This is a genomic window from Lysobacter capsici, assembly GCF_014779555.2.
Lineage (GTDB): Bacteria > Pseudomonadota > Gammaproteobacteria > Xanthomonadales > Xanthomonadaceae > Lysobacter > Lysobacter capsici.
Genome location: NZ_CP094357.1, coordinates 944,247 through 970,333, shown reverse-complemented (window position 1 = coordinate 970,333; position 26,087 = coordinate 944,247). Strand labels below are relative to the sequence as shown.

18 protein-coding genes and 1 pseudogene are annotated in these 26,087 nt (G+C 68.3%); 13 read left to right on the top strand and 6 right to left on the bottom strand.

All coding sequences use genetic code 11. The features are described from left to right. Positions 1-287 precede the first annotated feature (287 nt). The gene (locus tag IEQ11_RS03990) at positions 288-2,297 is read left to right on the top strand and encodes a multicopper oxidase family protein (protein ID WP_191821717.1); all 2,010 of its coding nucleotides are present in this window, start codon (positions 288-290) and stop codon (positions 2,295-2,297) included. 329 nt (positions 2,298-2,626) lie between these two features. Here the strand turns inward: IEQ11_RS03990 and IEQ11_RS03985 are convergent, their stop codons facing one another. Beyond that, positions 2,627-4,639 (bottom strand): esterase/lipase family protein, encoded by a 2,013-nt coding sequence (locus tag IEQ11_RS03985; RefSeq protein WP_191821718.1) that lies wholly within the window; start codon positions 4,637-4,639, stop codon positions 2,627-2,629. Between the two features lie 146 nt (positions 4,640-4,785). Between IEQ11_RS03985 and IEQ11_RS03980 the strand changes: the two genes are divergently transcribed. The 3 genes from IEQ11_RS03980 to IEQ11_RS03970 are packed head-to-tail and all read left to right on the top strand — an operon-like array spanning position 4,786 to position 7,398. Then, entirely contained in the window at positions 4,786-5,148 is a 363-nt protein-coding gene (locus tag IEQ11_RS03980) for a hypothetical protein (RefSeq protein ID WP_046660106.1), read from the top strand. An 11-nt stretch (positions 5,149-5,159) separates the two neighbouring features. After that, positions 5,160-5,906 (top strand): hypothetical protein, encoded by a 747-nt coding sequence (locus IEQ11_RS03975; protein WP_191821719.1) that lies wholly within the window; start codon positions 5,160-5,162, stop codon positions 5,904-5,906. A 46-nt stretch (positions 5,907-5,952) separates the two neighbouring features. Then, entirely contained in the window at positions 5,953-7,398 is a 1,446-nt protein-coding gene (locus IEQ11_RS03970) for a hypothetical protein (RefSeq protein ID WP_191821720.1), read from the top strand. Positions 7,399-7,623: 225 nt separating this feature from the next. Here the strand turns inward: IEQ11_RS03970 and groL are convergent, their stop codons facing one another. The 3 genes from groL to IEQ11_RS03955 form a co-directional block, all read right to left on the bottom strand. Continuing rightward, a complete protein-coding gene (gene groL / locus IEQ11_RS03965) occupies positions 7,624-9,264 on the bottom strand; it encodes a chaperonin GroEL (RefSeq protein WP_036111334.1) in 1,641 nt (546 codons plus the stop codon). 132 nt (positions 9,265-9,396) lie between these two features. Next, positions 9,397-9,684, bottom strand: coding sequence for a co-chaperone GroES (locus IEQ11_RS03960; RefSeq protein ID WP_036111336.1), 288 nt, complete (start codon positions 9,682-9,684; stop codon positions 9,397-9,399). Between the two features lie 304 nt (positions 9,685-9,988). Then, complete coding sequence (locus IEQ11_RS03955; protein WP_191821721.1) at positions 9,989-10,792, bottom strand: AraC family transcriptional regulator; 804 nt, start codon at positions 10,790-10,792, stop codon at positions 9,989-9,991. A gap of 99 nt (positions 10,793-10,891) precedes the next feature. Here IEQ11_RS03955 and IEQ11_RS03950 point away from each other — a divergent pair, with 99 nt between their 5' ends. The 4 genes from IEQ11_RS03950 to IEQ11_RS03935 all read left to right on the top strand — a co-directional run bounded on the left by IEQ11_RS03950 (position 10,892) and on the right by IEQ11_RS03935 (position 14,603). Further along, positions 10,892-11,146, top strand: a complete 255-nt coding sequence (locus IEQ11_RS03950) for a hypothetical protein (protein ID WP_191821722.1) — start codon at positions 10,892-10,894, stop codon at positions 11,144-11,146. A gap of 112 nt (positions 11,147-11,258) precedes the next feature. Beyond that, entirely contained in the window at positions 11,259-11,633 is a 375-nt protein-coding gene (locus IEQ11_RS03945) for a cupin domain-containing protein (protein WP_036111344.1), read from the top strand. Positions 11,634-12,032: 399 nt separating this feature from the next. Then, positions 12,033-12,437 carry a helix-turn-helix domain-containing protein gene (locus tag IEQ11_RS03940; RefSeq protein WP_096412979.1) on the top strand — a complete coding sequence of 135 codons (405 nt, stop codon included), beginning with the start codon at positions 12,033-12,035 and terminating at the stop codon, positions 12,435-12,437. A 375-nt stretch (positions 12,438-12,812) separates the two neighbouring features. Then, entirely contained in the window at positions 12,813-14,603 is a 1,791-nt protein-coding gene (locus tag IEQ11_RS03935; RefSeq protein ID WP_191821723.1) for an endonuclease, read from the top strand. A 776-nt stretch (positions 14,604-15,379) separates the two neighbouring features. Here the strand turns inward: IEQ11_RS03935 and IEQ11_RS03930 are convergent. Beyond that, entirely contained in the window at positions 15,380-16,390 is a 1,011-nt protein-coding gene (locus IEQ11_RS03930) for a zinc-dependent alcohol dehydrogenase family protein (RefSeq protein ID WP_191821724.1), read from the bottom strand. 115 nt (positions 16,391-16,505) lie between these two features. On the opposite strand from IEQ11_RS03930, the gene IEQ11_RS03925 reads away from it, so the two are divergent. Beyond that, complete coding sequence (locus tag IEQ11_RS03925; RefSeq protein WP_191821725.1) at positions 16,506-17,450, top strand: LysR family transcriptional regulator; 945 nt, start codon at positions 16,506-16,508, stop codon at positions 17,448-17,450. Positions 17,451-17,912: 462 nt separating this feature from the next. Beyond that, a pseudogene (gene mprF, locus IEQ11_RS03920) lies at positions 17,913-20,498 on the top strand (bifunctional lysylphosphatidylglycerol flippase/synthetase MprF); the annotation flags it as partial. A gap of 62 nt (positions 20,499-20,560) precedes the next feature. Here the strand turns inward: mprF and IEQ11_RS03915 are convergent. Continuing rightward, positions 20,561-21,982 carry a virulence factor family protein gene (locus tag IEQ11_RS03915; protein ID WP_191821727.1) on the bottom strand — a complete coding sequence of 474 codons (1,422 nt, stop codon included), beginning with the start codon at positions 21,980-21,982 and terminating at the stop codon, positions 20,561-20,563. A gap of 510 nt (positions 21,983-22,492) precedes the next feature. Here IEQ11_RS03915 and IEQ11_RS03910 point away from each other — a divergent pair. The 3 genes from IEQ11_RS03910 (at position 22,493) to IEQ11_RS03900 (ending at position 26,085) form a co-directional block, all read left to right on the top strand. Then, positions 22,493-22,927, top strand: a complete 435-nt coding sequence (locus tag IEQ11_RS03910) for a LysR substrate-binding domain-containing protein (protein ID WP_191821751.1) — start codon at positions 22,493-22,495, stop codon at positions 22,925-22,927. 264 nt (positions 22,928-23,191) lie between these two features. Continuing rightward, positions 23,192-23,533, top strand: a complete 342-nt coding sequence (gene cutA, locus IEQ11_RS03905) for a divalent-cation tolerance protein CutA (RefSeq protein WP_191821728.1) — start codon at positions 23,192-23,194, stop codon at positions 23,531-23,533. Beyond that, positions 23,530-26,085, top strand: coding sequence for a protein-disulfide reductase DsbD (locus tag IEQ11_RS03900; RefSeq protein ID WP_191821729.1), 2,556 nt, complete (start codon positions 23,530-23,532; stop codon positions 26,083-26,085). The genes cutA and IEQ11_RS03900 overlap by 4 nt, the downstream gene beginning before the upstream one ends. The last annotated feature ends 2 nt before the right edge of the window (positions 26,086-26,087 follow it).

Genomic DNA, 26,087 nt, shown 5'->3' with positions numbered 1-26,087 from the left:
CGCCGTTCTCAATGCCGATCCGGCAGCACGGCGCAGCGCGATCGCGTTCTCAGTTCGAGCGATCCCGCCGCCGTGCGAACGGAGCGAATCATCAGCAGCACCGTCGAAGCGGCCGCCGCGCGGTTTTCCGCGATCGGGCAGCCGTAGACGACGGGCAACAGGGGCCATGACCGAACCGCAACATCCGAGCCGCACGCGACGGCGCGGCGCGCGCAGGCGCGTGTCATTCACGCGCGGCCATCGCCGGCGCCGTCACCGCATTCCTCTCAATCCATCAGGAGCCCAGCATGGAACGCCTTTCTTCGATTCCCGCCGTTCAATCGCGATCGCGTCCGCGCAGTCCGCTCGCGCTCGCGCTGTGCGTGCTCATCGCCGCGCCCATGACCGCGCCGGCGCAGGAAAAACCCGCCCCGCGCGAACTCGAACAGCCAGTGTTCGCGCGCATGCTGCGCTCGGGCGACAGCGCCAAACCGCTGCTGAGCCTGACCGAGGCCGGCGCCAAGCCGCTGGACACGCGCGAAGCCAAGCTCGACCTGCGCATCGCTTTCACCACCTCGAAAATCTGGGATCCCAAGGGCCAAAAGTTCGACACGGTCAAGCTGCGTTCCTACCAGAGCCCGGGCACCAATCCCGAGGTGCCGTTCCTCGCGCCGACCATCGTCACCTCGCCCGGCGAAACCGTGCGCATCGCGCTCGATAATCAATTGCCGCCGCAGCCCGACTGCCATCCGGCCGACATCAACGTCCCGCATTGCTTCAACTCGACCAACCTGCATTCGCACGGCCTGTGGGTCAGCCCGACCGGCAACAGCGACAACGTGCTGCTGACGCTGCGGCCCGGAGTGAAGTTCGAATACGAATACAACCTGCCCGCCGACCATCCGGCCGGCACCTTCTGGTATCACCCACATCTGCACGGCTCCACTGCATTGCAGGTGTCCAGCGGCATGGCCGGCGCGCTGCTGGTACGCGGCGAGCGCCTGCCCGCCAGCGACCGCACCGGCGACATCGACACCCTGCTGCGCGATCCGGACGGCGCGGCGATGCACGAACGGCTGCTGATCTTCCAGCAGGTCGCGTATGCCTGCCGCGACAGCAAAGGCAAGATCAGGACCGATGTTGAGACCGGCTTTTGGACCTGCGATGAGAACGACGTCGGCGAGATAGAGAAATACGACGACCAGTTCGGCTTCGGCGTGTGGCAGAAATCCGGTCGCCACACCAGCATTAACGGCACCGTGCTGCCGACCTTCGACGACCTGGTCGCCGGCCGCATCGAACGCTGGCGCCTGCTGCATGCCGGCGTGCGCGACACCGTCAACCTGCAGTTCCGCGAAATGAAGGCGGCCTCGGCCAGCATCGAGGGTCTGTCCGGCAAGGCCCTCGACAACTGGGTAACCAAGAACTGCACCGGCGCGCCGCTCAAGCAGTTCGAAGTCGCCAGCGACGGCCTGACCCACGCCAAGACCATCGTCAAGAGCGAGAACATGCTGCAGCCCGGTTACCGCAGCGATGCGCTGGTGGTGTTTCCCAAGGCCGGCCGGTACTGCGTGCTCGACGCCTTCGCGCCGGCCAGCGCCAGCATCACCAACGCCGCCGAGGACCGTCAGCTGCTCGGTATCGCCGACGTCACCGGCGATGCGAAGGTCGCCGATGTCGAAGCCTACGTGACCGATGCGCTGGTCGCCTCGGCGCACAAGCGCATGCCCGAGGGCGTGCGCGATTCGATCGTCGCCGGCTTGCGCGATCATCTGCGCCTGGATGCGTTCGTCCCGCACAAGACCATTACCAAGAGCGAGGTGAACGGCAAAGGCCAGACGGTGGTGTTCGACATCAAGGACAAGATCGTCGACGGCAAGAAGGTGGGCGACATCTACCTGGTCGACGGCAAGCCCTACGATCCGAGCGCCGCGCGCGATCTGATCCTCGGCCAGACCGAGGAGTGGCACCTGACGTCGCAGCGCGGCGGCCACCCCTTCCACATTCACGTCAATCCGTTCCAGATCGTCAGCATCCTCGACAAGAACGGCAAGGAAGTCAGCGTCACCGGCGACCTCGACAAGGACGGCAATGTCACCGATCCGCAGTACGCCAACCTGCAAGGCACCTGGAAGGACACCTTGTTCGTCAAGGACGGCTACAACCTGTACGTGCGCACCCGTTATGAGCGCTATATCGGCGAATACGTCCTGCATTGCCACATCCTCGATCACGAGGACCAGGGGATGATGCAGAACGTGCGCGTGCTGGTGCCCGACGGCAAGGGCGGCGGGATTTCGACCACCAGCCACCACTAAGGTTGAAGATGCGGCCTGCCGTGGCAGCGGTGGGCCGCATTCGGCGATGACGTCCGAACCGCGATCGCGCGGTTAGTCGGGCATGGCGGTCGCGGCTCGCGCCGCTCCTACAGTCGGAAACGTCGCGACGTCCAGCCCACAGCGATAACGCGATGGCTCCCTGTAGGAGCTGTGTAAGCTGCGACCGCGCAACTCCGCCAACCTCGCCGGTCGCGGCTCACGCCGCTCCTACAGTCGGAAACGCGACACCCCCAGCCCACAGCGATAACGCGACAGCCCCTTGTAGGAGCGGCGCGAGCCGCGACCGCGCAACCTCGCCAACCGCGCCGTTACCGCTTCGCATTCTTCCCGTACTGCGCCATATCGACGCGCAGAATCCGCCGCAACTCCAGGATCGCCTGCGGCGTTTCCTGCACGCTGTGGCCGGACACGATCACCTTCTCCGACAAGGCGCCATCCAGATGCGCGCTGCGGTACGGCACCGCGCCGTCGCTGGATTGCAGCAGCGCGATCTTCGGATCGCGCTGACCGACGATGGTGTGGTACGGCAGGCCGGCTTCGATCGGCAACTTCTCGGTGCTGCGCATGAACAAGGAATTCGGACTCAGATCGTCCGGGCCGGTCGGCGGGCGGCCCTTGCGGAAACCGACCTTCTGTAACTCGTCCTGATCGACCTTGGTGCGCTGCGCCAGTTCGGCGGCCTCGCGCAAGACATCGAACGGCAGGCGGATCAGCTTGCGTACCATCCGCAGCGGCCAGCCGTCGGTGACCACCGCGCCGCGATGCGGCGAGGCCAGGAACACCACCCGGCCGAACTGCGGCATCGGCTGGAACACGGTCAGCGCGCGCACCAGCGGTTCCTTGCGCAAGCGCTGCGCGACCGCCGGATCGAAGGCCTTGAGGGTTTCGTCGAGCACCTGCTCGCCGCTGTCGCTGACCAACAGCCGCGAAATCACTCCACCCATGCTATGCCCCACCAACACCGCATCCCGACTGGCGACATCGTCGCCTTCGGGATCGTAGTGCTTGAACGTCTTGTCCAGCGCCGACGCGATCGCCGCGCGATTGGCCAGGATGCCGATGTTGGTCGGATAGAACACCTGCCACAGCTGATAGTGCTTGCGCAGCGCCTCGTCGCCGAGGATCTCGTTGGCGAGATTGACCCAGGCCTCCGGGCTGCTGGCCAGGCCATGCACCAGCACGATCACCCGCTTGTTCGGATCGTAAGGTTGGTTGAGGTAGATGCGCGGCTTGAACGCGCGCGCCTGCTTGGGCCGCAGCAGGCTCGACAGACTCAAGCGCGCCAGTTCCGAACGCGCCAGCCACACGCCGTAGGCGGCCGAGTAATTCGCCGCCAGCGGCACCTTGCGCCCGCCGATGGTTTCGCTGTCGATGCGATACGGGTTGTAGACGTCCATGCTGGCCTGATCGCTCGCCAGCACCGCGTCCAGGCTGTCGCCGTCGAAGCGCAGGGTCGCGGTCACCGGCAGATAGCGGGTGTCGCGATACGGCGTGTCGTCCGCGCTGGCTTCATCGGCCGGCGTGATCGGCGCCGGCGACGGCGCGCGCCGCGGAAACACCGCGACCAGGCCGGTACCGAAGCCGTCGCGGCGATACACCGCGCGCAGGTTGTCGAAGCCGAGCGTGTCGGAGGCGAGCAAGGCCTCGGGTTGCAGGCTGATCTCCGAAGCTTCGTAGCCATGCAGGCCGATGCCGAGATTCAAACCGCCGACCCGCAGCGGCGAGGCGCCGACCTGGCCGCGGCTGGCTTCGAACGCGGCCTGGGCGACGACGTCGACCGCGCGGTTGTAGTACTGCAGCACGCGTTGCTGGCGCGCTTCGAACACGCGCTGCTCGGGCGTGCGCGCGGTCAGGAACAGATAGGCGTAGGCGTAGCGCGCGGTTTCGACCGCGGCGCGGGTGCGCTCGTCGGTGGCGACCTGGCTCGCGGCGGCCGCGTTGGCGTCGCCTTCGCCGGCTTCGACCGCCGCGGCCTTGCGTCGCGACAGGCCCGCGCTCTCGGCGGCCTTGCTGACCGTCGCCGGCGCGGCGTTCATGCGCAGCAATTGCAGTTCCGACGCCGTCGCCAGCCACGATTCGCTCGACGCGAGCGGCCGCAATTGTTCGATGCACGGCGCCGGGTCGCGCGCGCACAGCTCCGGGTCGAGCCCGGCCGAACCCAGCGCGGTCGCCGACGCGGTGCTGAGCTTGCCGCCGTTGAGCGCATCGAGATTGCGCTCGGCGGCGATATCGCCGAACGCGCGTTCCTTGACCTTGACCACGGCGCAACCGCTGCCGCCGAGCAACACCAGTGCCGCCAACAAGCCGACCAAACCACGCATGTCCTATCCACCGGGCGGAAACCGTTGGCATTGTCGAGCGCGCCCGCCCAGACGTAAACACCAACGCGTCTTCACACCAGGCTCATCCGCGCGTTTTCCGTGTCGACCCTTCCGCTTTCCTTCTTGCGCGCACGAGGCGCCCCACCATGCACCCGCTCGGAAATCCCGCAGAGTCAGGCCAGCCCGAACTGCACGTCCAGCACGTCGCCTGCGTCAACAACGCCGCGTTCGTCCTGCGTTTCGTCGTCCAGCGCCTGGACGGCGACCGGGTGATCAGCCAGACCCCGGCCGGCGGCGCATTCGCGGCCGGGCAGACCCGCAGCGTCGATCTGTCCGCGCTGCGCTTCCACGGCCACGCGCTGGACGTGGGCGACCGCGTGCGCATCCGCGCGCGCGCGATCGGCGGGACGCGCCGCGACGGCCCGTCGGTGGCCTTTGCGCCCAACGGCCACACCGCGACCTTCAGCGTGCGCGGCACTACCTTGAGTTTCTCGGTCAACCGCATCTGAGGCATCCGTCCATGGCCACGTCCCACGCGCTGGAAGGCCAACCGGCCGACTGGCTGAGCGACAACGAGGATCTGCTGGTCCGCTTCGGCCTCAACGACGAGGATGCCGACGCGCGCCATCGCAATCGCGGCGCGCAGGTGCATATGTTCACCGACGCGCGCCTGCCGCGGGTCGCGCCCGATCGGGTGTTTCCGAATGTGGTCGCGGTGAGCCGCGGCGCGGCGCTGTCGATCCAGATCCGCGCGCGGCCGCGCGGGCCGCTGGGCTTCGGTTTCCGCATCGCCACCGGCGCCGAGCCGGTGGTCGATCGCCTGTACGCGGTGCACCGCGCCGATGCGTGGGGCTTTCGCAACGTCACCGTGCGCCGGTTCCAGCGCGATGCGAATCTGATCACCATCGACCTGATGCGCGCGCGGCTCGGCCATTCGCACCGGCTCGACGCGCTGCAACAGCTGTGGACCTGCGACATCACCATCTGGGACGTGCATCAGTTTCTCGACCCGATCAGCGCGCGGGTCTATACCCGCAACCACCCGCGCTTCGCGCCGACGCGGCCCGCCGGGCCGGTGCCTACCCGGCGCGGCGCGGCGCTGGACGCGATCGGCGGCGCGACGCTGCAGGTCAACGCCGGGGTGATCTGGGCCGACGGCAGCGCCGAGCAGACCTTCGAGCGCATCCAGGTACAGGCCGAAGACGATCCGGATCGGGACTTCTCCGCGCAGCTGCGCGTGCATTTTTTCGTCGTCGATCCGGATTGAGCGGCCGCGCGCCGCGCCCGCTTCATCGCGCAACCGAGGGCTCAGCATGCTCGTCACCATCGCATTCGCCGGCGAACCCGACCGCAACCTCGTCGTGCGCCTGCAGCCGGACGCGTCGTTGCGCCAGGTTCGCGAACAACTCGCGGCCCTGGACGCGATGGCGCCGGCGGATCGCTTCCTTTTCGGCAATGTCCGCATGGATCCGTCGATCGAAGCCGACACCAAACTCAAGGAAGTGATCAGCGAGGACGGCGTGCTCAGCGTGCGCCCGCCGCCGCGCGCGCCCGAACCTCAGCCTGAGCCGGAACCCGAGCCCGAGCCGACACCGGCGCCCGCGCCGCCACGCCCGGCGCTGCGCCCGACCGCGCCCACGGCGCGGCCCGGCGAAGCGAATTGGGGATTGCGCGGCGAAGACGAAACGCCGGACTTGCTGGCGCAATTGCAGGGCCGGCTGGCCGGGTTCAGCGTGCGCACGCCCGACGAATTCACCGCGCTGCCGCTGGCGACGGTGCAGGCGCTGTTCGCCGCGCGCCGGCTCGACCGCGGCCTGCGTTTCGGCCCCGCGCCGAACGACGCCTTGTTCGGCGCGCGCTCGCCGCGTTCGCCGGTGATCTATCGGCATCCCCAGCGGCCGCCGCATTCGGGCGGGGTCTCGTTCACCTCGCGCTGGACCATCAGCGCCACCGCCAGCCGGGTGCTGCACGAGTTGCACACGCGCAGCATCCACAACGCCAACGCCGGCGGCGGCGTCAACGGCTTCGGCCTGGCCGCGGATTTCCGTCGCGACCTCGAACGCCTGCGGCGCAACGAAGTCACCGCGATCCATCTGGTCGACGAGATGATCGCGCCCAAGGTCGTGCTGATGCTGGATCCCGACACCGACCTGGAGGTCGCGCCGGAGTTGGTCGAAGCGGTCGACCGCGCGCTGGCGATACCCGGCCGGGCCGGACAATACGAAGCGCTGCACGAGCGCGTGTTCGCCGCCTTCGGCTATTTCTTCCCGTGCGAGTCGCTGCTCGGCGGCACCCGCATGCGCACGCTCAGCACGATCAGCGAAGACCTGCAGGAACAGGAGCAGCTGCTGTCGGGGTTCGGTTTCGGCGCCGCCGCGAAGGACGTGCCGACCCGTTTCGGCCCGGCCAGCGGCGACATCGGCTACGCGCGCGGCGACAGCCGACTGTCCACGCACCGCCACATCCGCCAATTGCGCGAGCAGAGCATCCGCACCATCGGCGGGCATCCGGCGCTGGGCCTGTCGGACGAGCGGGCCCTGGAATGGATGGCCGGACTGGACGCGGTGGAACTGTGGGAAACCATCGGCCATCGCCGGCTGGTGCCGATCCTGCGCTTCCTGCCGCCGCGGCAACGCGACCGCTGCGTCAGCGTGATCGATCAATTCGCCCGCTCCGGCGCCAGTGCCGAGCACACGGTGCTGGACATGGCCGCTTACGTGACGCCGTTCAATCGCGATCTGCTGGGCGCGATTCTCTAATCTGCGTTCGCGCGCGCCGCGACCCGGATCGACACAAAAAAACCCGCTTCCCGGCGAGGTTTTTCGTTCGCGCGACGGCGAACGTCGGCTCACAAATCCATGCCGCAATCGCGCATCCACGACGGCGCGATCGGCGCCGCGAAAGATCGGCGCCGCAAGCCACGCCCAAAAAAGAACCCCGCCTTTCGGCGGGGTTCCTTGTGTTGCTTCACGGCGATCGGGGGATCAGAAATCCATGCCGCCCATGCCGCCCATGCCGCCGCCGCCCGGCATCGCCGGCTCGTCCTTCTTCGGCAGCTCGGCGACCATCGCTTCGGTCGTGATCATCAGACCGGCGATCGACGCGGCGTTCTGCAGCGCGGTGCGGGTGACCTTGGTCGGGTCCAGGATGCCGAACTCGAGCATGTCGCCATATTCGCCGTTGGCGGCGTTGTAGCCGAACGCGCCGGTGCCTTCCTGGACCTTGTTCAGGATGACCGACGGCTCTTCGCCGGCGTTGGTGACGATCTCGCGCAGCGGCGCTTCCATCGCGCGCAGGGCGATCTGGATGCCGTGGTTCTGATCTTCGTTGGCGCCCTTCAGACCGCTGATCGCGGCCTTGGCGCGCAGCAGCGCGACGCCGCCGCCCGGGACGATGCCTTCTTCCACGGCAGCGCGGGTGGCGTGCAGCGCGTCTTCAACGCGTGCCTTCTTTTCCTTCATCTCGATCTCGGTCGACGCGCCGACCTTGATCACCGCGACGCCGCCGGCCAGCTTGGCCACGCGCTCTTGCAGCTTCTCGCGATCGTAGTCCGACGAGGTCTCTTCGATCTGCGCCTTGATCTGCTTGATGCGCGACTGGATCGTCTCGCCGTCGCCGGCGCCGTCGATGATGGTGGTGTTCTCCTTGGAGACCTGCACCTTCTTCGCGCGGCCCAGATCCTTGATCGTGGCCTTCTCGAGCTGCAGGCCGACTTCCTCGGAGATCACGGTGCCGCCGGTGAGCACGGCCATGTCTTCCAGCATCGCCTTGCGACGGTCGCCGAAGCCCGGCGCCTTGACGGCGCAGACCTTGACGATGCCGCGGATGGTGTTGACCACCAGGGTCGCCAGCGCTTCGCCTTCGACTTCCTCGGCGACGATCAGCAGCGGCTTGCCGGCCTTGGCCACGCCTTCCAGCACGGGCAGCAGGTCGCGCACGTTGGAGATCTTCTTGTCGTACAGCAGCACGTACGGGTCGTCCAGCTCGGCCGACATCGACTGCTGGTTGTTGATGAAGTACGGCGACAGGTAGCCGCGGTCGAACTGCATGCCCTCGACCACGTCGAGCTCGTTCTCCAGGCCCGAACCGTCTTCGACGGTGATCACGCCTTCCTTGCCGACCTTGTCCATCGCCTGGGCGATGAGGTTGCCGATGTCGGCGTCGGAGTTGGCCGAGATCGCGCCGACCTGGGCGATTTCCTTGCTGGTCGAGGACGGCTTGGACAGCTTCTTGAGTTCGCCGACGGCTTCAACCACGGCCTTGTCGATGCCGCGCTTGAGGTCCATCGGGTTCATGCCGGCGGCGACCGCCTTCATGCCCTCGCGGATCAGCGCCTGCGCCAGCACGGTCGCGGTGGTGGTGCCGTCGCCGGCGTTGTCGGAGGTCTTGGAAGCGACTTCCTTGACCATCTGCGCGCCCATGTTCTCGAACTTGTCGGCCAGCTCGATCTCCTTGGCGACGGACACGCCGTCCTTGGTGATCGTCGGCGCGCCGAAGCTCTTCTCGAGCACGACGTTGCGGCCCTTCGGACCGAGGGTGGCCTTTACGGCATTGGCGAGAATGTTGACGCCGCGCACCATCTTGGCGCGTGCGTCCTCACCGAAACGAATTTCTTTGGCAGCCATGGTGAAACTCCGGGAATTGGGAATGGGGAATAGGGAATGGGAAGAGCGAAAGCGGGTGGAATCGGTCGGGGCGGGTCCGTCAGCGCAAGCGCTCTACGATTCCCGATTCCCCATTCCCGATTCCCGGCCCGATCAGCCGACGATCGCCAGCACGTCGTCTTCTTTCAAAATCTTGTACTCGACGCCGTCCTGCTTGTAGGAACTGCCCGAGTACTGGCCGTAGATGACCTTGTCGCCGACCTTGAGCTTCGGCGCGCGCAGGCTGCCGTTGTCCAGGGCCTTGCCTTCGCCGACGGCGACGACTTCACCCTTGGTCGACTTTTCCTTGGCGGCGTCGGGGATGATGATGCCGCCGGCGGAGACTTCGTCGGCTTCGATCGGCTTGACCACAACGCGGTCGTAAAGCGGCTTGAGATTCATGGCGACCCTCTGTAAGTGATTGAATGGGTGGAGAAAGAACGGGAATTTTAGCAGTCGCCCCCGTCGAGTGCCAACGCCGGGGACAAAAGCGCCCGGGCGAACCGGGACTGGACGGAAGATGAGGCGTCCTGATCGCCTTTCAAGGGGCGGGGCGAAGAAATTCTCGATGCCGCCCGGCGCGGACTCGCGGCGCCGATGCCTCACGCGCGAGGCAAAGCTCATTGAAGGTCAGCGACGCCTGGGCCGAAGGGGTCGACGCTGGGCACGGCCGAACGCCAGGCCAGGCCTGCCACGTCCAGCCGGCTCAGCCCCGCGAGGGCTTGAGGTACTGGGTCGGCGCGGCGCCGAGGTGGCGCCGGAACATGGCGGTGAACGCGCTGACGCTGTCGTACCCCATCTCCAGCGCGACCGTGGTCACCGGTTCGCCGGCCGCCAGCCGCTCCAGCGCGCGCATCAGCCGCGCGCGTTGCCGCCATTGCAGCAGGCTGTAGCCGGTCTCGGCGCTGAAGTGGCGGCTCAGGCTGCGCTGGGACAAATGCGCGTAGGCCGCCCACTCGGCCAGACCGCGCGGATCGGCCGGGTCGTCGATCAGGGCCTGGGCCACGCGCAGCGCGCGCGGGTCGCCCGGCATCGGCAGGCCGATGCGTTCGCCGGCCCGGCTGTGCGCATGGCAATCGACGATCTCGTCGAGCAGCACCCGGGCCAGCCGGTCGCGGGCCGGGTCCAACGGCTGCGACGCCGGCCAGCTCGCGGCTCGGGCGATCGCTTCGCGCAGCAGCGCCGACACCCGTAGCGCACACGGCTGCGCCGGCAACGTCGCGCAATCGGCCCGCGCGACATACACGCTCCAGCCGGAAAACGCCTCGCCGTGCGAGCGCAGCGAATGCGGCGCGTGCGGCGGCAGCCACACCGCATCGGTCGCCGGCACCAGCCAGCGTCCCCGCCCGGTGCCGACAGACAGCAGGCCGCGATGGGCGCCCAGCAATTGCCCGCGCGCGTGCTGGTGCGGCGCGGTGTCGCGCACGCCGTCGGCGGCCAGGGTCACCGCGATCACGAACGGCCCCGCATCCGAATCGGCGCGGGCCGGAGCAAGCAAAGGATCGGACATGGCCGGAACGCGCGATGGGATGGCCGGGGCAACGTAGCAGAGCCGGCCCGGCCCACCCAGCATGGACGCACCTTTCCGACCGTCCCGATGGAGTTTCCGATGCGCGCTCACGACATCCTGCCCGACCACCTCGACGAAGCCCGGATCGACGGCGTGGCCGTACGCAAAGGCTCGGTCGCCGCGTTCCTGGCCAACGCCCGCAGCCTGAGCGATCCGCGGACCGACGACGCCATGCGCGCCGAGGCCGAACAGCACATCCGCGAAGCGCTGCCCGCCTTGCGCGCGGTGGGTTTGTTCGAGGTGCTGGAGATTCGCGATGCCAGGCTGCGCGCATGGATCGAATCATTGAGTTGACGCGCGCGGCGCTGCGACGCGCTTGCGGCATCTGGATGACCGGACACGCCGCATCAGCGGCGTGCCAACCGGCGTACTAGACTGGGATTCCCAGCCGTCGCCAGGATTTCGCATGTCGTCCGTGACCTCACCCGCCCAGATCGCCGCAACGCTCACCGAACTGTGGTCGCCGCGGGTGATCGCCGAAGTCGACGACGCCTATATCAAGGTCGCGCGCGTGCACGGCACGCTGGCCTGGCACAGCCATGCCGACGAGGACGAATTGTTCATGGTGCTCAAGGGCCGGCTGGCGATCGAGATGGAGGACCGCACCGTCGAACTGGGCGCGGGCGAGTTGTTCGTGGTGCCCAAGGGCGTACGCCACAACCCGGTCGCCAACGAGGAATGCCACATCCTGCTGATCGAACGTAAGAGCACCCGGCACACCGGGGACGTGGTCACCGACAAGACCCGTTCGCTCGACGAGCAATTGCGTCCGGTGGCCTGAGCGCGCGGCCCCTCGGCCATTGCGCGGCTCGGGCTCGACGGCCCGCACAAAAAGAAAGAGCGCGTCCCGTGGAACGCGCTCTTTGGTACGGAGATGGCCGTCCTACGCACGGCGCAATCCAGCGCCCGTCCCCCGAACCGACCTCGTGTCCAGCCGAAGTCCATATCAGCGTGTGAGCATCTTGCGAAGTCCTTGCGACGGTTGCCACATGTCGGCCGGCCGGATGCCGCCACTTTCGGTATCGCGAACGCTTGTTCGATCACATAACTTGCTGTAGTTATTGCAAGCGAAAGCGCTCGACGCTAGCTAAAGCGCACTAGGTACGGCGTCTATCGCTCACTAGGTGACTATAGGTAGCATTTGCCGGTTTTTCCGCTATAAAAGTGCCAAAACCATCCTATGACGCCCCAACAGCGCATTCGACTCGCACGCCGCCACGCCGGCCTGTCCCAGGCCGCCCTCGGCGCGGCGGTGGGCGTACAACGCAGCGCAGTCGGGCACTGGGAAGCCGCCCAGGGCAAATTCCCGAGCATGGCCCACCTGCGCGAACTGGCCCTGGTCACCGGCGTGCAGTTCGAATGGCTGGCGACCGGGCGCGGCAAGATGGGGCTGTCGCTGGACACGGCGATGGACTCGGTCGCCGCCGCCGACGCGCTGCTGATCGACGACCCGCTGGAGCTGCGTCTGATCGCGGCGTTCCGCGAGGCGCCGACCCGCTCCAAGGCGCCGCTGGTGGAAGTCGCCGAGCAACTGGCGGAGCTGCGTACCGGCAAGACCCGCGGCGGCGGCAAGGCTCAGGGCTGAGCGCCGAAGCAGGTAGCGGCTTCCAGACGAGCCGATCGGAATGCCTCGGGGCTGAAGTCGCCGGCACAAACCCGCCCCATGGAAGCGTCCTCTCACAGGCCGATCGCCACCGCGACCGTCGGCCCGCCATGACGTCTCGCGACCGCAACGCAGCCGATCTACGGCGATAACCCGCATAACCGCGACCAACGTCTCTATTTGGCCCCTCCATTCGCCGGCGCATGCCCGGCGTGGTCACAAACCGCGTCTAGACTCGACCGGTGCGCCCGGGGAGGGCGCCTGAGCTGCGCCGGCCTCGCGCTTTCATGCGGCCGGACGCCACGCCACTCACAAGGAGTCGTTTCGATGCGCAAGTCAGTCACTGACTGTTCCGCCATGCTGTTCGCAAGCACGCCCCGCGTGCGCCGCGCCGCCGTTCTCTCGCTCGCCATCGCCGCGCTGTTGCCGTCGATGGCCTCGGCCGCGGTGTTCATCAACGAATTCCATTACGACGACGCCACCTCGGCCGGCGACACCGGCGAGCGGATCGAAGTCGTCGCCACCGCCGGCGAAACCCTCAGCAACTACCGCATCTATCTGTACAACGGCAGCTCGCCGTCGTCGGCGGTGAGCTACGACAACGACCTGGTCCCGGCCGGCAGCGTGGTCAGCTGCGGCAGCGGCAGCGCGCGCATCGCCACCCTGAGCTACCCCACCAACGGCATCCAGAACGGCTCCAACGACGGCTTCGCCCTGGTCGACGGCAGCGGCAACGTGGTCCAGTTCCTGAGCTACGAAGGCCAGATCACCGCCAGCGGCGGCCCGGCCGCGGGTCAGACCAGCGTCAACCTGCCGGTGTCCGAATCGGGTTCGACCGCGGCCGGCACCTCGCTGCAGCTGTCGGGCAGCGGCAGCGCGTATTCGCAGTTCACCTGGCAGAACTCGGCGACCCAGACCTTCGGCGCCTGCAACAACGGCCAGACCTTCACCGGCTCCTCGCCGAATACCCCGCCGAGCGTGAGTTCGACCACCCCGGCCAACGGCTCAAGCACCTTCCCGGCGGCGGGCGACCTGATCGCGAACTTCAGCGAAGCGGTCACCCTGGCCAGCGGCGCGCTGACCCTGCAATGCGCCACCTCGGGCACGGTCGCGCTGAGCTACCCGTCCAGCGGCACCGCGATCACCGCATCGACCGGCACCGCGCTGCACGCCGGCGAAAGCTGCACCTTCACCGTCGTCGCCAGCAAGGTCACCGACGCCGGCGGCGCGACCCCGGCCGCGAACACGGTGGTGAACTTCAACGTCGCCAGCGGCGGCGGCACGCCGACGGGTTACTACTCGCACGTCAACACCAGCAGCGCCAGCCAGCTGCGTTGCTCGCTGCATTCCACGATCAAGGGCCACACCGCGTACCCGTACAGCGGCGGCACCACCAACACCTGGACGATCCTGGAAATCGCCGACGAGGATCCGAACAACTCCGGCCGCATCCTCGATGCGTACAAGAACCGCAGCTACCTCAAGGTCACCGATCGCGCGGGCAGCGGCAGCGGCGTGAAGTACAACCGCGAACACACCTGGCCGAACTCGCTGGGCTTCGGCACCGCGACCGGCAACCTCGGCCTGCCGTACGCGCCGTACACCGACACGCACATGCTGTATCTCACCGACTCGGCCTACAACGCCGACCGCGGCAACAAGCCGTTCGCCGATTGCTCGCTGTCGAGCGGTTGCGGCGAGCGCGTCACCGAGGTCAACAACGGCCAGGGCGGCGGCAGCGGCGTGTACCCGGGCAATTCGAACTGGTTCAAGACGCCCGACGGCAACGCCGGTTCGTTCCAGGTCTGGGGCAAGCGCAAGGGCGACATGGCGCGCGCGGTGCTGTACATGGCGATCCGCTACGAAGGCGGCACCGATCCGAACACCGGACAGAGCGAGCCGGACCTGGAACTGACCGACGACCGCAGCAAGATCGTCATCACCTCCTCCTCGCCGGCCTACATGGGTCTGCTGACCACGCTGCTGTCGTGGCACCAGGCCGATCCGCCGGACGCGGCCGAGAAGGCGCGCAACGAGGTGATCTACAGCTTCCAGGGCAACCGCAACCCGTTCATCGATCATCCGGAATGGGCGACGGCTTCGTTGTTCAATTCGGTCAAGCCGGCTAGTTGTCAGTTGATTCCGTAAGCGCTGGTTGATTGCGTTTTAGTGTTTCGAGACGAAGGCCCGCGGATGCGGGCCTTTGTTTTTTCGGGGTTTGGCGATGGGGCTTTGAGAGATGAAGCTCGATGTGGCGCGGTGTGGTGCGGCGTGTGATGGGCTGTGTTGTGCGTGCGATTCGGTGAGATGCGGTGGCTGCGATTCGGTGTGGTGCGGCGGCTGCGACTCGATGTGACGCGTTGCTGTGGCTGCGATGTGTGCGATTCGATGCAGTCTGGTTTGGCTGCTTGGTTCGCATTCGCCTGAAATGCAGATTCACGCGGCCGGGGCGAAAGCCGCTGGATTCCCGCGTTCGCGGGAATGACGGTAGGAAGGCTTCGCAACGACCGGAAGGGTTCATGACTATTTCTTCGGCCGGCGAATTGCATGCCCCGCTTTTGCGCGTCATTCCCGCGAACGCGGGAGTCCGGCGACTTGAGCGAAAGACCATCGACCAACACAGCCCACACAGCCACGCCTCCTCCTACCGTCATTCCCGCGAACGCGGGAATCCAGCGACTTTGAGCGAAAGACCATCGACCGGCGCGAGACCAACCAACATCCGCGTCACTGCCCTACCGTCATCCCCGCGAAGGCGGGGATCCAGGGCTTCACCGAAGCATGACTGTGAAGTCTCTGGATCCCCGCCTTCGCGGGGATGACGTCTTGAAAGTGCGAAGCATCCTGCCGGCTCGCATTTTCGCCCTTTGCCCAACGTCCACGACTCACATCACTGCGTCCCTGCGCATCGCATCACTGCACGGTCAATCAAAAATCACCACCGGCTTGCCCACCTGCCGCTGCTGCGCAATCGACGCAATCGCCCGCGCGCCCTGCTCGAACGAAAACCGCGCCCCCACGATCGGCACGATGCGCCGCACATCCACCTCGGCCAGGAACGCCTGCAGATCGCGCAGGCTGCCGACGCTGACGCCGTGGATGTTGAGTTGGCGCGCCATGATCGGGCCGATCAGATTGCCGTCGACCTGCATGCTGTGCAGGAACCCGATCACCGCGATATGCGCGTTGTCGGCCGCCGCACCAAGCAGGTCGAGGAACTGCGGGCCGCCGACCACGTCGACGATGCCGTCCACGCCGCGGCCGCCGGTCAGTTCGCGCACCGCGGCCGACAGGTCGGGGCGCTGTTTGTAATCGATCACCGCGCGCGCGCCCATCGAGCGCAGCCAGTCGGCCTTGCCCGCATCGCCGGTGGTCGCGATCACGTCCAGGCCGCGCGCGACCGCCAGTTGCAGCGCCATCAAGGAAACGCTGCCGGTGCCCTGCACCAGCACGCTCGCGCCGGCCGGCAGGGCCATGCGCTGCAACGCGGCCCAGGCGGTCAGGCCGGACACCGGCAAGGTCGAGGCGGCGGCATCGTCGAGAAACTCGGGCGCGCGCGCGATCGCGCTGGCCGGCAATACGATCTGCCGCGCCAGCCAACCGTCGAGCGGGCCGCCGAGCTTGCTCGCGTGGTTGGCCGACTGGAACGGGCCGTCGATCCACTTGGTCGTGTAGTGCCCGATCACCCGTTCGCCGAGCGCATAGCCCTCCACGCCCTCGCCGAGCGCGTCGATGCGGCCGACGCCATCGGACAGCGGCACGAACGGCCGCGGCAATTCGGGCTGGTAGCGGCCGGTGGCCAGGGCGTAGTCGCGGTAGTTGACCGAGGCCGCGGCGACGCGGATGCGTACTTCGCCGGGACCGGGGCGGGGCTCGGGCAATTCGACACGGCGCAGGCTGTCCAGGTCGTGGCCCTGCAATTGGAAGGCGTCCATCGGGGTTCCTGAGGTCCGTCGCGCGGACCGGCTGGTTCGGGGAGCCCAGACTATTGTTGCGCCATTCATTGATATAGGATCGGACCGGCAACTCATCATTGAGGATGGCTCAATAATGATCGGTGGACTGTATTCCGAACTCGAAGCCTTCGAGGCCATCCTCCAGCACGGCAGTTTCACCGCCGCGGCGCGGCAGCTGCAGGTCACGCCGGGGGCGATCACGCGCCGGCTGAACACCCTGGAGGCAAGGCTCGGGGCCAAGCTGCTGAACCGCTCGACCCGGCGCTTGAGCCTGACCGAACCCGGCCGCCACTACTACGCCGAGGTCGCGCCGGCGCTGGCGCAGATCCTGGCCGCGGGCGAACGCGTCCACGACCTGTCGCTGCAGCCGCGCGGCGAACTGCGGGTGTCGCTGCCGATGAATTTCGGCCGCCTGTATGTGATGCCGCGGGTGTCGGCGTTTCTCGAACGCCATCCCGGCATCGACCTGGACCTGCAGTTCGACGATCGCTTCGTCGACTTGATCGGCGACGGCTTCGATGCGGCGATCCGGATCGGCGCGCTGACCGATTCGCGGCTGGTGGCGCGGCGCATCGCCCAGACCCGGCGCATCCTGGTCGCCTCGCCCGACTACCTCGCCCGCCGCGGCGCGCCGTCCACGCCGGCCGAGCTGATCGAGCACGACTGCCTGCACTACACCTTGTTCCGCGATACCCCGACCTGGGAGTTCCAGCGCGAGCGCGAGCCGCTGCGGGTGCCGGTGCGCGGCCGCTTGAAGGCGAACTACGGCGTGCCGCTGGTCGAAGCGGCGGTGGCCGGCGGCGGCATCGTGCAGAGCGCGACCTTCGCGGTGGCGCAGGAACTGGCCTCGGGGCAGCTGGTGGAAGTGCTGCCGGACTGGAGCCTGGTGCCGATCGGGATCTACGCGGTGTACCCCGGACGCGAGTACCGGCCGCGCAAGGTCGAGGCGTTCATCGATTTCGTCGAGGAGACGATCGGGCAGCCGGCGGTGTGGGATCGGGTGATCGGGGCCGGGGTGGGTGGGGTGGCGGGGGATTGAGAGCAAAGCGATCCCCCGCGCTGGGCGATGTACATGCTTCAAGGTTGCGCCGGGCGCTTGTCCCCCTATCCAAAGTGGGCATGGGGTTCGATTGGTTTAGACGGATCGGGTTGGTGACGATGGGAGACCAGCCGAGGCTTTTGAGCGACGCTTTTGAACGCGGCTTTTGAACGCGGGACACTTCTGACTGCGCAGTCTGCAGTCACCTCGTTCCGCAGGCCCACCTCGCACTCTCGCGTCGAAAAGCACGCCGCCCCACCCAAGCCGTCGCGCCCGCAAACTTGCGCTCCACCAACCCGAGGACTTCCCCCCTTTGAAAAAGGGGGGCCAGGGGGGATTTGCTCTTGCTCTTGCCACCCACGCCCCTCACCCAAGCCCGTCGCCTAAAATGCCGCCGCCCACCCTCATTCCGCTTTCGCATCGCTTGCTGAAAGCTTCCCCGTCCCCCACACGCAGCGCCGCATGACCACCCCGACGTCCACCCCATCGTCCGCCGCCGAGCGCCCGTCGCCGTCGTGGCGCCGCGCCTTGTCGATGCTCGCCAGCCTGGCGATCCTCGCGCTGGCGCTGCATGCGCTCGCGGGAGAGTTCAGCGAGCAGGGGTATCGGTCGATCAAGCACGCCTTCGCGCAGATCGATTCTGTTCGTATCGCCCTGGCGTTTGTGCTGGCCCTCGCCAGCTATGCCTGCCTGGTTGGATTCGACGCCATCGGCCTGCGCCGCAACGCGAGCAAGGTCAAGCCGCTGCGGCTGATCGTCACCGCCTTCCTCGCCAACGCGGTCGGCCACACCCTGGGCTTCGCCGCGCTGACCGGCGGCGCGGTGCGCCTGCGCGGCTACGGCGCGGCCGGGTTGTCGCTGGCCGACATCGGCCAGGTCGTGTTGATGAGCACGCTGGGCTTCGTGTTCGGCGCCTGGGTGTTGCTGGCCTGCGCCCTGATGTTCGAACCCGCGCCGGCGACGTTGTTGCTGCCGCTGAGCGCAAGCGCGATCCGCGCGATCGGCGCGGCGATCGCGATCGGCTTCCTCGGCCTGCTGTTCGCGGTCGGCCGCGACGGCCGCACCCTGCGCCTGCGCGGGCATGCGCTGTGGCTGCCCGATCGCCGCACCGTGCTCAGCGTGACCGCGTTGAGCGTGGTCGAACTGGCCTTGGCCGGCGGCGCCCTGTACGTGTTGCTGGCGCCGTCCATTCCGCCGGAATCGGGCACCGGTTTCATCGGCTTCGTCGGTCTGTATCTGGTGGCGGTGCTGGCGGGCTTGGTGTCGAGCGTGCCGGCCGGCATCGGCGTGTTCGAATGGAGCCTGCTCAAGCTGCTGCCGGGGGTCGCGCCGGCCAGTCTGCTCGCGGCCGCGGTCGCTTATCGCATCACCTACTACGCGCTGCCGCTGGTGCTGGCGACGGTGCTGGGCCTGTTCGGCGCGGTGCGCGGGCCGGTGGCGCGGCGCGCGGGCGCGCTGCGCACCGCGTGGCTGGCGATCCGCCCGTGGTTGCCGCATGTGATCGCGCTGGCCGCGTTCGTGCTCGGCGCCGCGCTGATTCTCGACGGCACCTTGCCCAAGCCGAAGCATCGCCTGGTCGGCGCGCCGCTGCCGTTGATCGAAACCTCGCAACTGCTCGCCAGCCTCGGCGGTGTCGGCCTGCTGCTGATCGGCCAGGGCCTGCAGCGACGCAGCCACGCGGCCTGGGCGCTGGCGCTGGGCGTATGCCTGCTGCTGCCGCTGCCGGCCTGGCTGCGCGGCGGGCATTGGGTGTTGTCGCTGATGCCGCCGCTGGTCGCGGTCGCGTTGTGGGCGGCGCGGCGCGAGTTCTACCGCGAAGGCGCGCTGCTCGACGAAGCCTGGTCGTGGCGCTGGCTGCGCAACCTCGGCCTGGTGTTGATCGCGGCGATCTGGCTGATGTTCTTCGCCTACAGCCACGTCGAATACCGCAACGAGCTGTGGTGGGAATTCCTGGTCTCGGGCAACGCGCCGCGCGCGTTGCGGGCGATGCTGCTGGTCAGCGTCACCGTGATCGCGTTCGGCCTGGCGCGCCTGCTGCACGCCGCGCGCGCGCCGCTGCCGGCGGCCGACGAAGCGCAGCTGGCGGCGATCCGACCGATCCTCGCCGGCGCCGACGACAGTCAGGCGCATCTGGCCCTGACCGGCGACAAGGCCCTGCTGCTGGACAGCGAAAACCGCGGCTTCACGATGATGCAGCGCTACGGCGGTTCGCTGATCGCGATGGGCGATCCGGTCGGCCCGCCCGAAGTCGCGCGCGCGCTGATCTGGCGGTTCCGCGAGGAAGCCGATCGCCTCGGCATGCGCCCGGTGTTCTATCAGGTCGGCGAGCAGTACTGGCAGACCTACCTCGACATGGGCCTGACCCTGGTCAAGCTCGGCGAGGAAGCGCTGGTGCCGCTGACCGATTTCAGCCTGCAAGGCCCGACCCGCGCCGACCTGCGTCAGGCCTGGAACCGCGGCAAGCGCTCGGGTCTGAGCTTCCGCATCGCGCCGAGCGAAGACATCGACGCATTGCTGCCCGAACTGGAAGCGATCTCCGACGACTGGCTCGAACACAAGGCCGGCGAGGAGAAGAGTTTTTCGCTGGGCAATTTCGACCCCGAGTATCTGCGCCGCCTGCCAGTGGCGTTGATCGAACACGAAGGCCGCATCGTCGCGTTCGCGAACCTGTGGAACGCGACCAACGGCCGCGAGTTGTCGGTCGATCTGATGCGTCATCGCGGCGACGCGCCCAAGGGCACGATGGATTTCCTGTTCGCCGAGTTGATGCTGTGGGGCCGCGCCAACGGCTTCGAACGGTTCTCGCTGGGCATGGCGCCGCTGTCGGGGCTGTCGCAGCATCGCCTGGCCGGCCGCTGGAACCGCTTCGCCAATCTGATCGCGCGTCACGGCGAACGCTTCTACGGTTTCGTCGGCCTGCGCCGGTTCAAGGCCAAGTACGACCCGGTCTGGCGCACCCGTTATCTCGCCGCGCCCGGCGGCATGCATTTGCCGAGCGCGTTGATCGACGTGACCCGGCTGATCTCGCTCGACCCGCACCGCAACGAAGAAAGCGAACGCCACGTCGCCAGGTTCCCGGTGTCGGCGCCGCCGATGCCGGTCGCGGCGACTCAGGGACGCGAGGCGATTCCCGCCGCCGACAACACCCGCGCCGCGACCCCGTCGTAATCGCCGCCGACGTGATGGTCGCCGGGCATCTTGTCGATGCCGGCGGCTTTCGCCGGCAAGTGCGGGCATAGCGCATCGCCGTCGTCGCTGCCGTACAGGCACAGCGTGCGCGCCGGCGGCATGCGCAGCACTTCCGGCGCGATCGGCAGGCCGCGGCCGCTGCCGCCGATCCAGTTCGACAGATGGAATTCGTACTCGGCCTTCTGCCCGGCCGAAATCAGCGCGGTCAGCCGCACCGTGCCGCGGGTGGCCGGCGGCAAGCGGTTGTACGCGCCCGGCAACACGTCGGCGCCCTGCGAGAAACCGATCAGCACCACGTTGTCGCGATGCCAGTGGGCGCGGTAGTAACGCACCATGCGGTCGAGGTCGCCGGCGAAACTCTGCGGCGTGCGCGGCGTCCAGAAATAACGCAGCGAATCGACCCCGGCCACCGGCACGCCGGCCTTGGCCAGACGCGCGGCGACGCTCTTGTCGAAATCGGCCCAGCCGCCGTCGCCGGAAACGAAGATCGCGAAGGTGTCGGCGTTGCCGCCGGGCATCGCGGCGACTTCGGTGATCGGCAGGCCCTGCAGGTCCGACGGCGGCGGCGGCAGGCTCGCATGCCGTTGCGCGCCGAGCACGTTCAAGGCCGCGCGCAGGCCGGGCGTGGCGTCGCCGTTCGCATCGCGGGCGAAGCTGCGCGCCTGTGGAATCGCCTTGACGAAGTCCTGCGCCGCCGATGCCTCGCAGCGTCGTTCGTCGGCCTGCGGCGCGGCGACCAGCCACGGCACTTTCAACGGCGCCGGTTGCAGGCGCGCGAGCTTGCCGTCGATGTTGAGCTTGAGCGAAGCCGACGCGCACAGCTGACGCGGCAGTTCGAGGGTCGGGCAGAACCGGTTCGACACCGCGCCGGCGAACAGGGTCGAATCGCCCTGCGCGGCGATCGCGTACGTCAGCGCGGCGCCTTCGCCGTCGCCGAGCAGCAGCGGCAAGTGATAAGTCGGCAGGCGGTAGTAGGCCTGCACGTAGCGCGAGAAATTCTCGACATCGCCGGAGGAGAAATTGCAGGCGCCGCCGTCCTTGCGCAGCAGCGTTTCCAATGCCGCGACATCGACCGTGGCGACCATCGCGCCGTCGGCGACCAGCGCATCCACGCGCGCCTTGCGCTGCGCGGCATCGACGCCGTCGGCGAACCACAGCACGAAGCGCTTCACCTCGCCTTGCGGCAGGCGCACCGGCGTGCGCTGGAAGCGGCCGTGGGAAATTTCGCTGGCTAACCGCAGCGACGCATCGGAAGCGCCCGCCGCCGACGCCGCGAACACCGGCCCGCACGCGGCCCACAAGCAGCCCGCGACCACCGCACCACCCAGAATCGAAACGCGCATAAGGTCTCCTCGATGCGCCACCTTATACCTGGGTCGGCGTGCAGAGAATGCGTCGGGTGCGTTGTTGTCTATGCGAAAGCAAAAAGCAAAAAAGCGAATCCCCTGCCTCCTTTTGCAAAGGCGGAACGCTTCGGGTGGGAACGCGCGAGGTGGGAGGGGCGACGGCTTGGGCCGCTTTTCTCGTTATTCCCGCGCGGCGCCGTCGATGCGCGGCTTCATCCAGATATGACGCTGAAGTCTCTGGATCCCCGCCTTCGCGGGGATGACGGCAGGAAAGATTCGCGACTATCCGGCAGGTCGATGACTCGCGTGGGCTGATAAACCGCGCGTCTCGCTCTTGCTCGTCATCCCCGCGAAGGCGGGGATCCAGGGCTTCACCGTGACCTCAGTCCACGGTCTGACACCGTCGGTCTCACGATGCCTGCCTCACACCTCCGGCCCATGCCATCTAGCTGACATCATCCAACCAACCCCACAGCGCCCGCTTGCCGCACCGCATGCCGCGCCAACATCGACCTACCCACGCACCGGCATCTTCGCCCCCGAACATCACACCACGGCCGCCCGGCCGACCCGCGCGCGCTGCGCGAGCACCGCTGCATCAACCTCCGTCGGCCCACCGACGGCAGCCTGTATCACTGGGAATTCGAACGCGGCGCGGACAAGCTCGAAGCGGCGGTCGACGGGCCGTTGATCGTGACCGAGCCGGAGGTCGCGATGCGCGCGGCGCTCGACGGGGGCGGCATCGCGTATTTGCTCGACTTCCGCTTGCGCGAGCACCTCGCCGCCGGCCGCCTGCTGCAGCTGGTGCCGGAGTGGACCCCGGCCTTGCGCGGGTTCTATCTGTATTACCCGAGCCGGCGCCAGCTGCCGGAGCCGCTGCGGGTGTTCGTCGATTTCTTGCGCGAGCAGGCGCGATCGTCGGCGCGCGCATCGACCGGCTGAGCTGATCGGCCTTCTGGCGCTGGTCGCGACGACGCGGGCTGCCGTTGTGGGGAAGCCTCAGCCCCGACGCCTTCGGCCCGGATCGCCGCGTCGGACCGCCGAGCGTCGGAGCCGAGGCCGCCCCGCCGCCACGCTGCGATCCCTTCCGGTTCGGCGACACACGCCACGTTCCGCGACCGCCGCAACGCTGCATCCCCCAATTCGGCACGTTCCGGCCCGACCCGGCCGGGTCGCGGGCCATGAGCGCGCATTACACTTGCGGCGATGCCCCCGACCGACCCCGCGCCCCTGCCCCGGCTGATCTTCAGCACCTGCCCCGACGAAGCCACGGCCGACGCGATCGCGCTGGCGCTGGTCGAGGACGGCCTGGCCGCCTGCGTCAGCCGCTGGCCCGGGGTGCGTTCGACCTACCGCTGGCAGGGCCGGGTCGAGCACGCCACCGAAGTCCAGCTGATGATCAAGACCCAGCCCGACCGGGTCGGCGCGGTGCTCGCACGCATTCAAGCGCTGCATCCGTATGAACTGCCGGAAGCCTTGGTGGTCGAAGTCCGCGACGGCCTCGATCCGTATCTGCACTGGATCGCCGAACAGACCCGAGAACGATGACTGACGACCTGCTTCCAGGCCGGCGCCGACGCGCCGGCCATGCCTTCGCCCTCGCCCTGGCGACCGCCGGCCTGGCCGCCGTATTCGCCGCGCCCGCGCTGGCGGTCGACGAAAAGGACCTGCTGCCGGTCGACGATGCGTTCGCGGTCAGCGCCAGCGCGCCGAGCGCCGAGCGCATCGCGATCGATTGGAAGATCGCCAAGGGCTACTACCTCTACAAGCACCGCATCTCGGTCAAGACCGACGCCGGCTACGCCGCGCGGCCGCTGCAACTGCCCAAGGGCGAGGCGCACAAGGACGAATTCTTCGGCGACGTGGAGACCTACCGCGACCGCCTGAGCGCCAGCCTGCCGGGCAGCGCGCAGGGCGCGAGCGTCAAGCTGACCGTCAAGTACCAAGGCTGCGCCGACGCCGGCATCTGCTACCCGCCGCAGACCCGCACGCTCAACGTCGCCCTGCCCGCCGCCGCCGTCGCGGCCGCGAGCGGACCGGCCATGGACCCGGCGCCGGCATCCGCGCCGTTGGTCCAGTTCGGACCGCGCGGCGGCGCCAGCAATCCGCTGCTCGGCGGCGGTTCGCCGCTGAGCGCGCCCAGCGCCGCCAGCGCCGGCGCCACCGACGCGCTGCCGCTGCCGCCGGAACAGGCCTTCGGTTTCGAAGCCATCGCCCGCGACGGCGACAGCCTGCTGCTGCGCTTCACCCCGGCGCGCGGCTATTACCTGTATCGCGACAAGACCTCGCTCAAGACCGACCACGCGGCCATCGCCGCCGGCAAGCCGCAATGGCCGCGCGGCACCGCGCATCGCGACGAACACTTCGGCCAGGTCACGGTGTTCTTCGACCAGATCGACGTGCCGCTGCCGCTGATCCGCAAGACCGCCGACGCCGCCAAAATCACCCTGACCGCCGGTTTTCAGGGCTGCCAGACCGACGGCATCTGCTATCCGCCGATGACCCGCAAGGTGACGATCGATCTGGCGCGCGGCACGGTGACCGCCGCAATTGATGCGAGCAAGGCCGACACCGCCGCGGCTACGACTGCGAGCGCTGCGAGCGCGGCCGCCGCCGCAACGGCCGCTGCCGGCAACGCCGATACCGCCGCGGGCACCCCGGCTGCGTCCACCGACTCCACCAATCCCGCCACCGGCGCCGCCAGCGCCGACCCAGGCACCACCCAGGCCGGCGCAAGCGTCGCCGGCTCGCCGAATGCCGCCGACCAAGCGGCCGACACCGCCGCGCCGCAAGCCGAAGACAGCCTGCTCGCCGCCTCGCTGGCCGGCCCGAACCGCTACCTCGCCCTGCTGACCTTCTTCGGCCTGGGCCTGCTGCTCGCCTTCACCCCCTGCGTGCTGCCGATGATCCCGATCCTGTCGGGCCTGATCGTCGGCCAGGGCCCGGGCCTGAGCGCGCGCCGCGCCTTCACCTTGTCGCTGATCTACGTGCTCGCCAACGCCGCGGTGTTCACCGTCGCCGGGGTCATCGTCGGCCTGCTCGGCGCCGGTTCGAACGTGCAGATCCTGTTCCAGACCCCGTGGGTGATCAGCGTGTTCGCGTTGGTGTTCGTCGCCCTGGCGCTGTCGAGCTTCGGCCTGTACGAACTGCAGCTGCCGTCGGGCCTGCGCAACTGGCTCAGCGAAGTCAGCAACCGCCAGCGCAGCGGCTCGTGGCTCGGGGTGGCGGCGATGGGCGCGTTGTCCTCGCTGATCGTCGGCCCCTGCGTGGCGCCGCCGTTGGCCGGCGCGGTGCTCTACATCAGCCAGACCGGCGACCCGCTGTTCGGCGGGCTGGTGCTGTTCACCCTCGCCCTGGGCATGGGCGTGCCGCTGCTGGTGTTCGGCGTCGCCGCCGGCAAGGGCCTGCCGACCAGCGGGCCGTGGATGGTCGCGGTGCAGCGCGTGTTCGGCCTGATCTTCATCGGCATGGCGATCTGGATGCTGTCGCGCATCCTGCCCGGCCCGGTCACCCTCGCCCTGTGGGGCGCGCTGGCGCTCGGCGCGGCGGTGCTGATCGCGCTGTCGCTGCGCGCCGCGCGCGGCGACGGCGCGCGCGCGATCGGCTGGCTGTGCGCCTTGCTGTTCGGCGTGCTCGGCGCGGCGCAGTTGTTCGGCGCCCTGGCCGGCGGCAGCGACCCGCTGCGCCCGCTCGCCGGTCTGCGCGGCGGCGCCGCGGCGCATCCGGCCGAGCTGCCGTTCCGCACGATCAAGTCCAGCGCCGACCTCGACCGCGAACTCGCCGCGGCCCAGGCCGCCGGCAAGCCGTTGATGCTCGACTTCTATGCCGACTGGTGCGTGGCCTGCAAGGAAATGGAGAAGTACACCTTCCCCGAACCGCAGGTGCAGCGCGCGCTCGACGGCTTCGTCCTGCTCAAGGCCGACGTCACCGCCAACGACGAACTCGATCAGGCGCTGATGAAGCGGCTGGGCATCATCGGCCCGCCGGCGACGCTCTATTACAGCAACGGCGCCGAACGCCGCGAGCTGCGTCTGTTCGGTTTCGAGAAAGCCCCCGCGTTCGCCGCGCGCATCGATCGCGCGCGCGCCGCCCACCGCTAAGG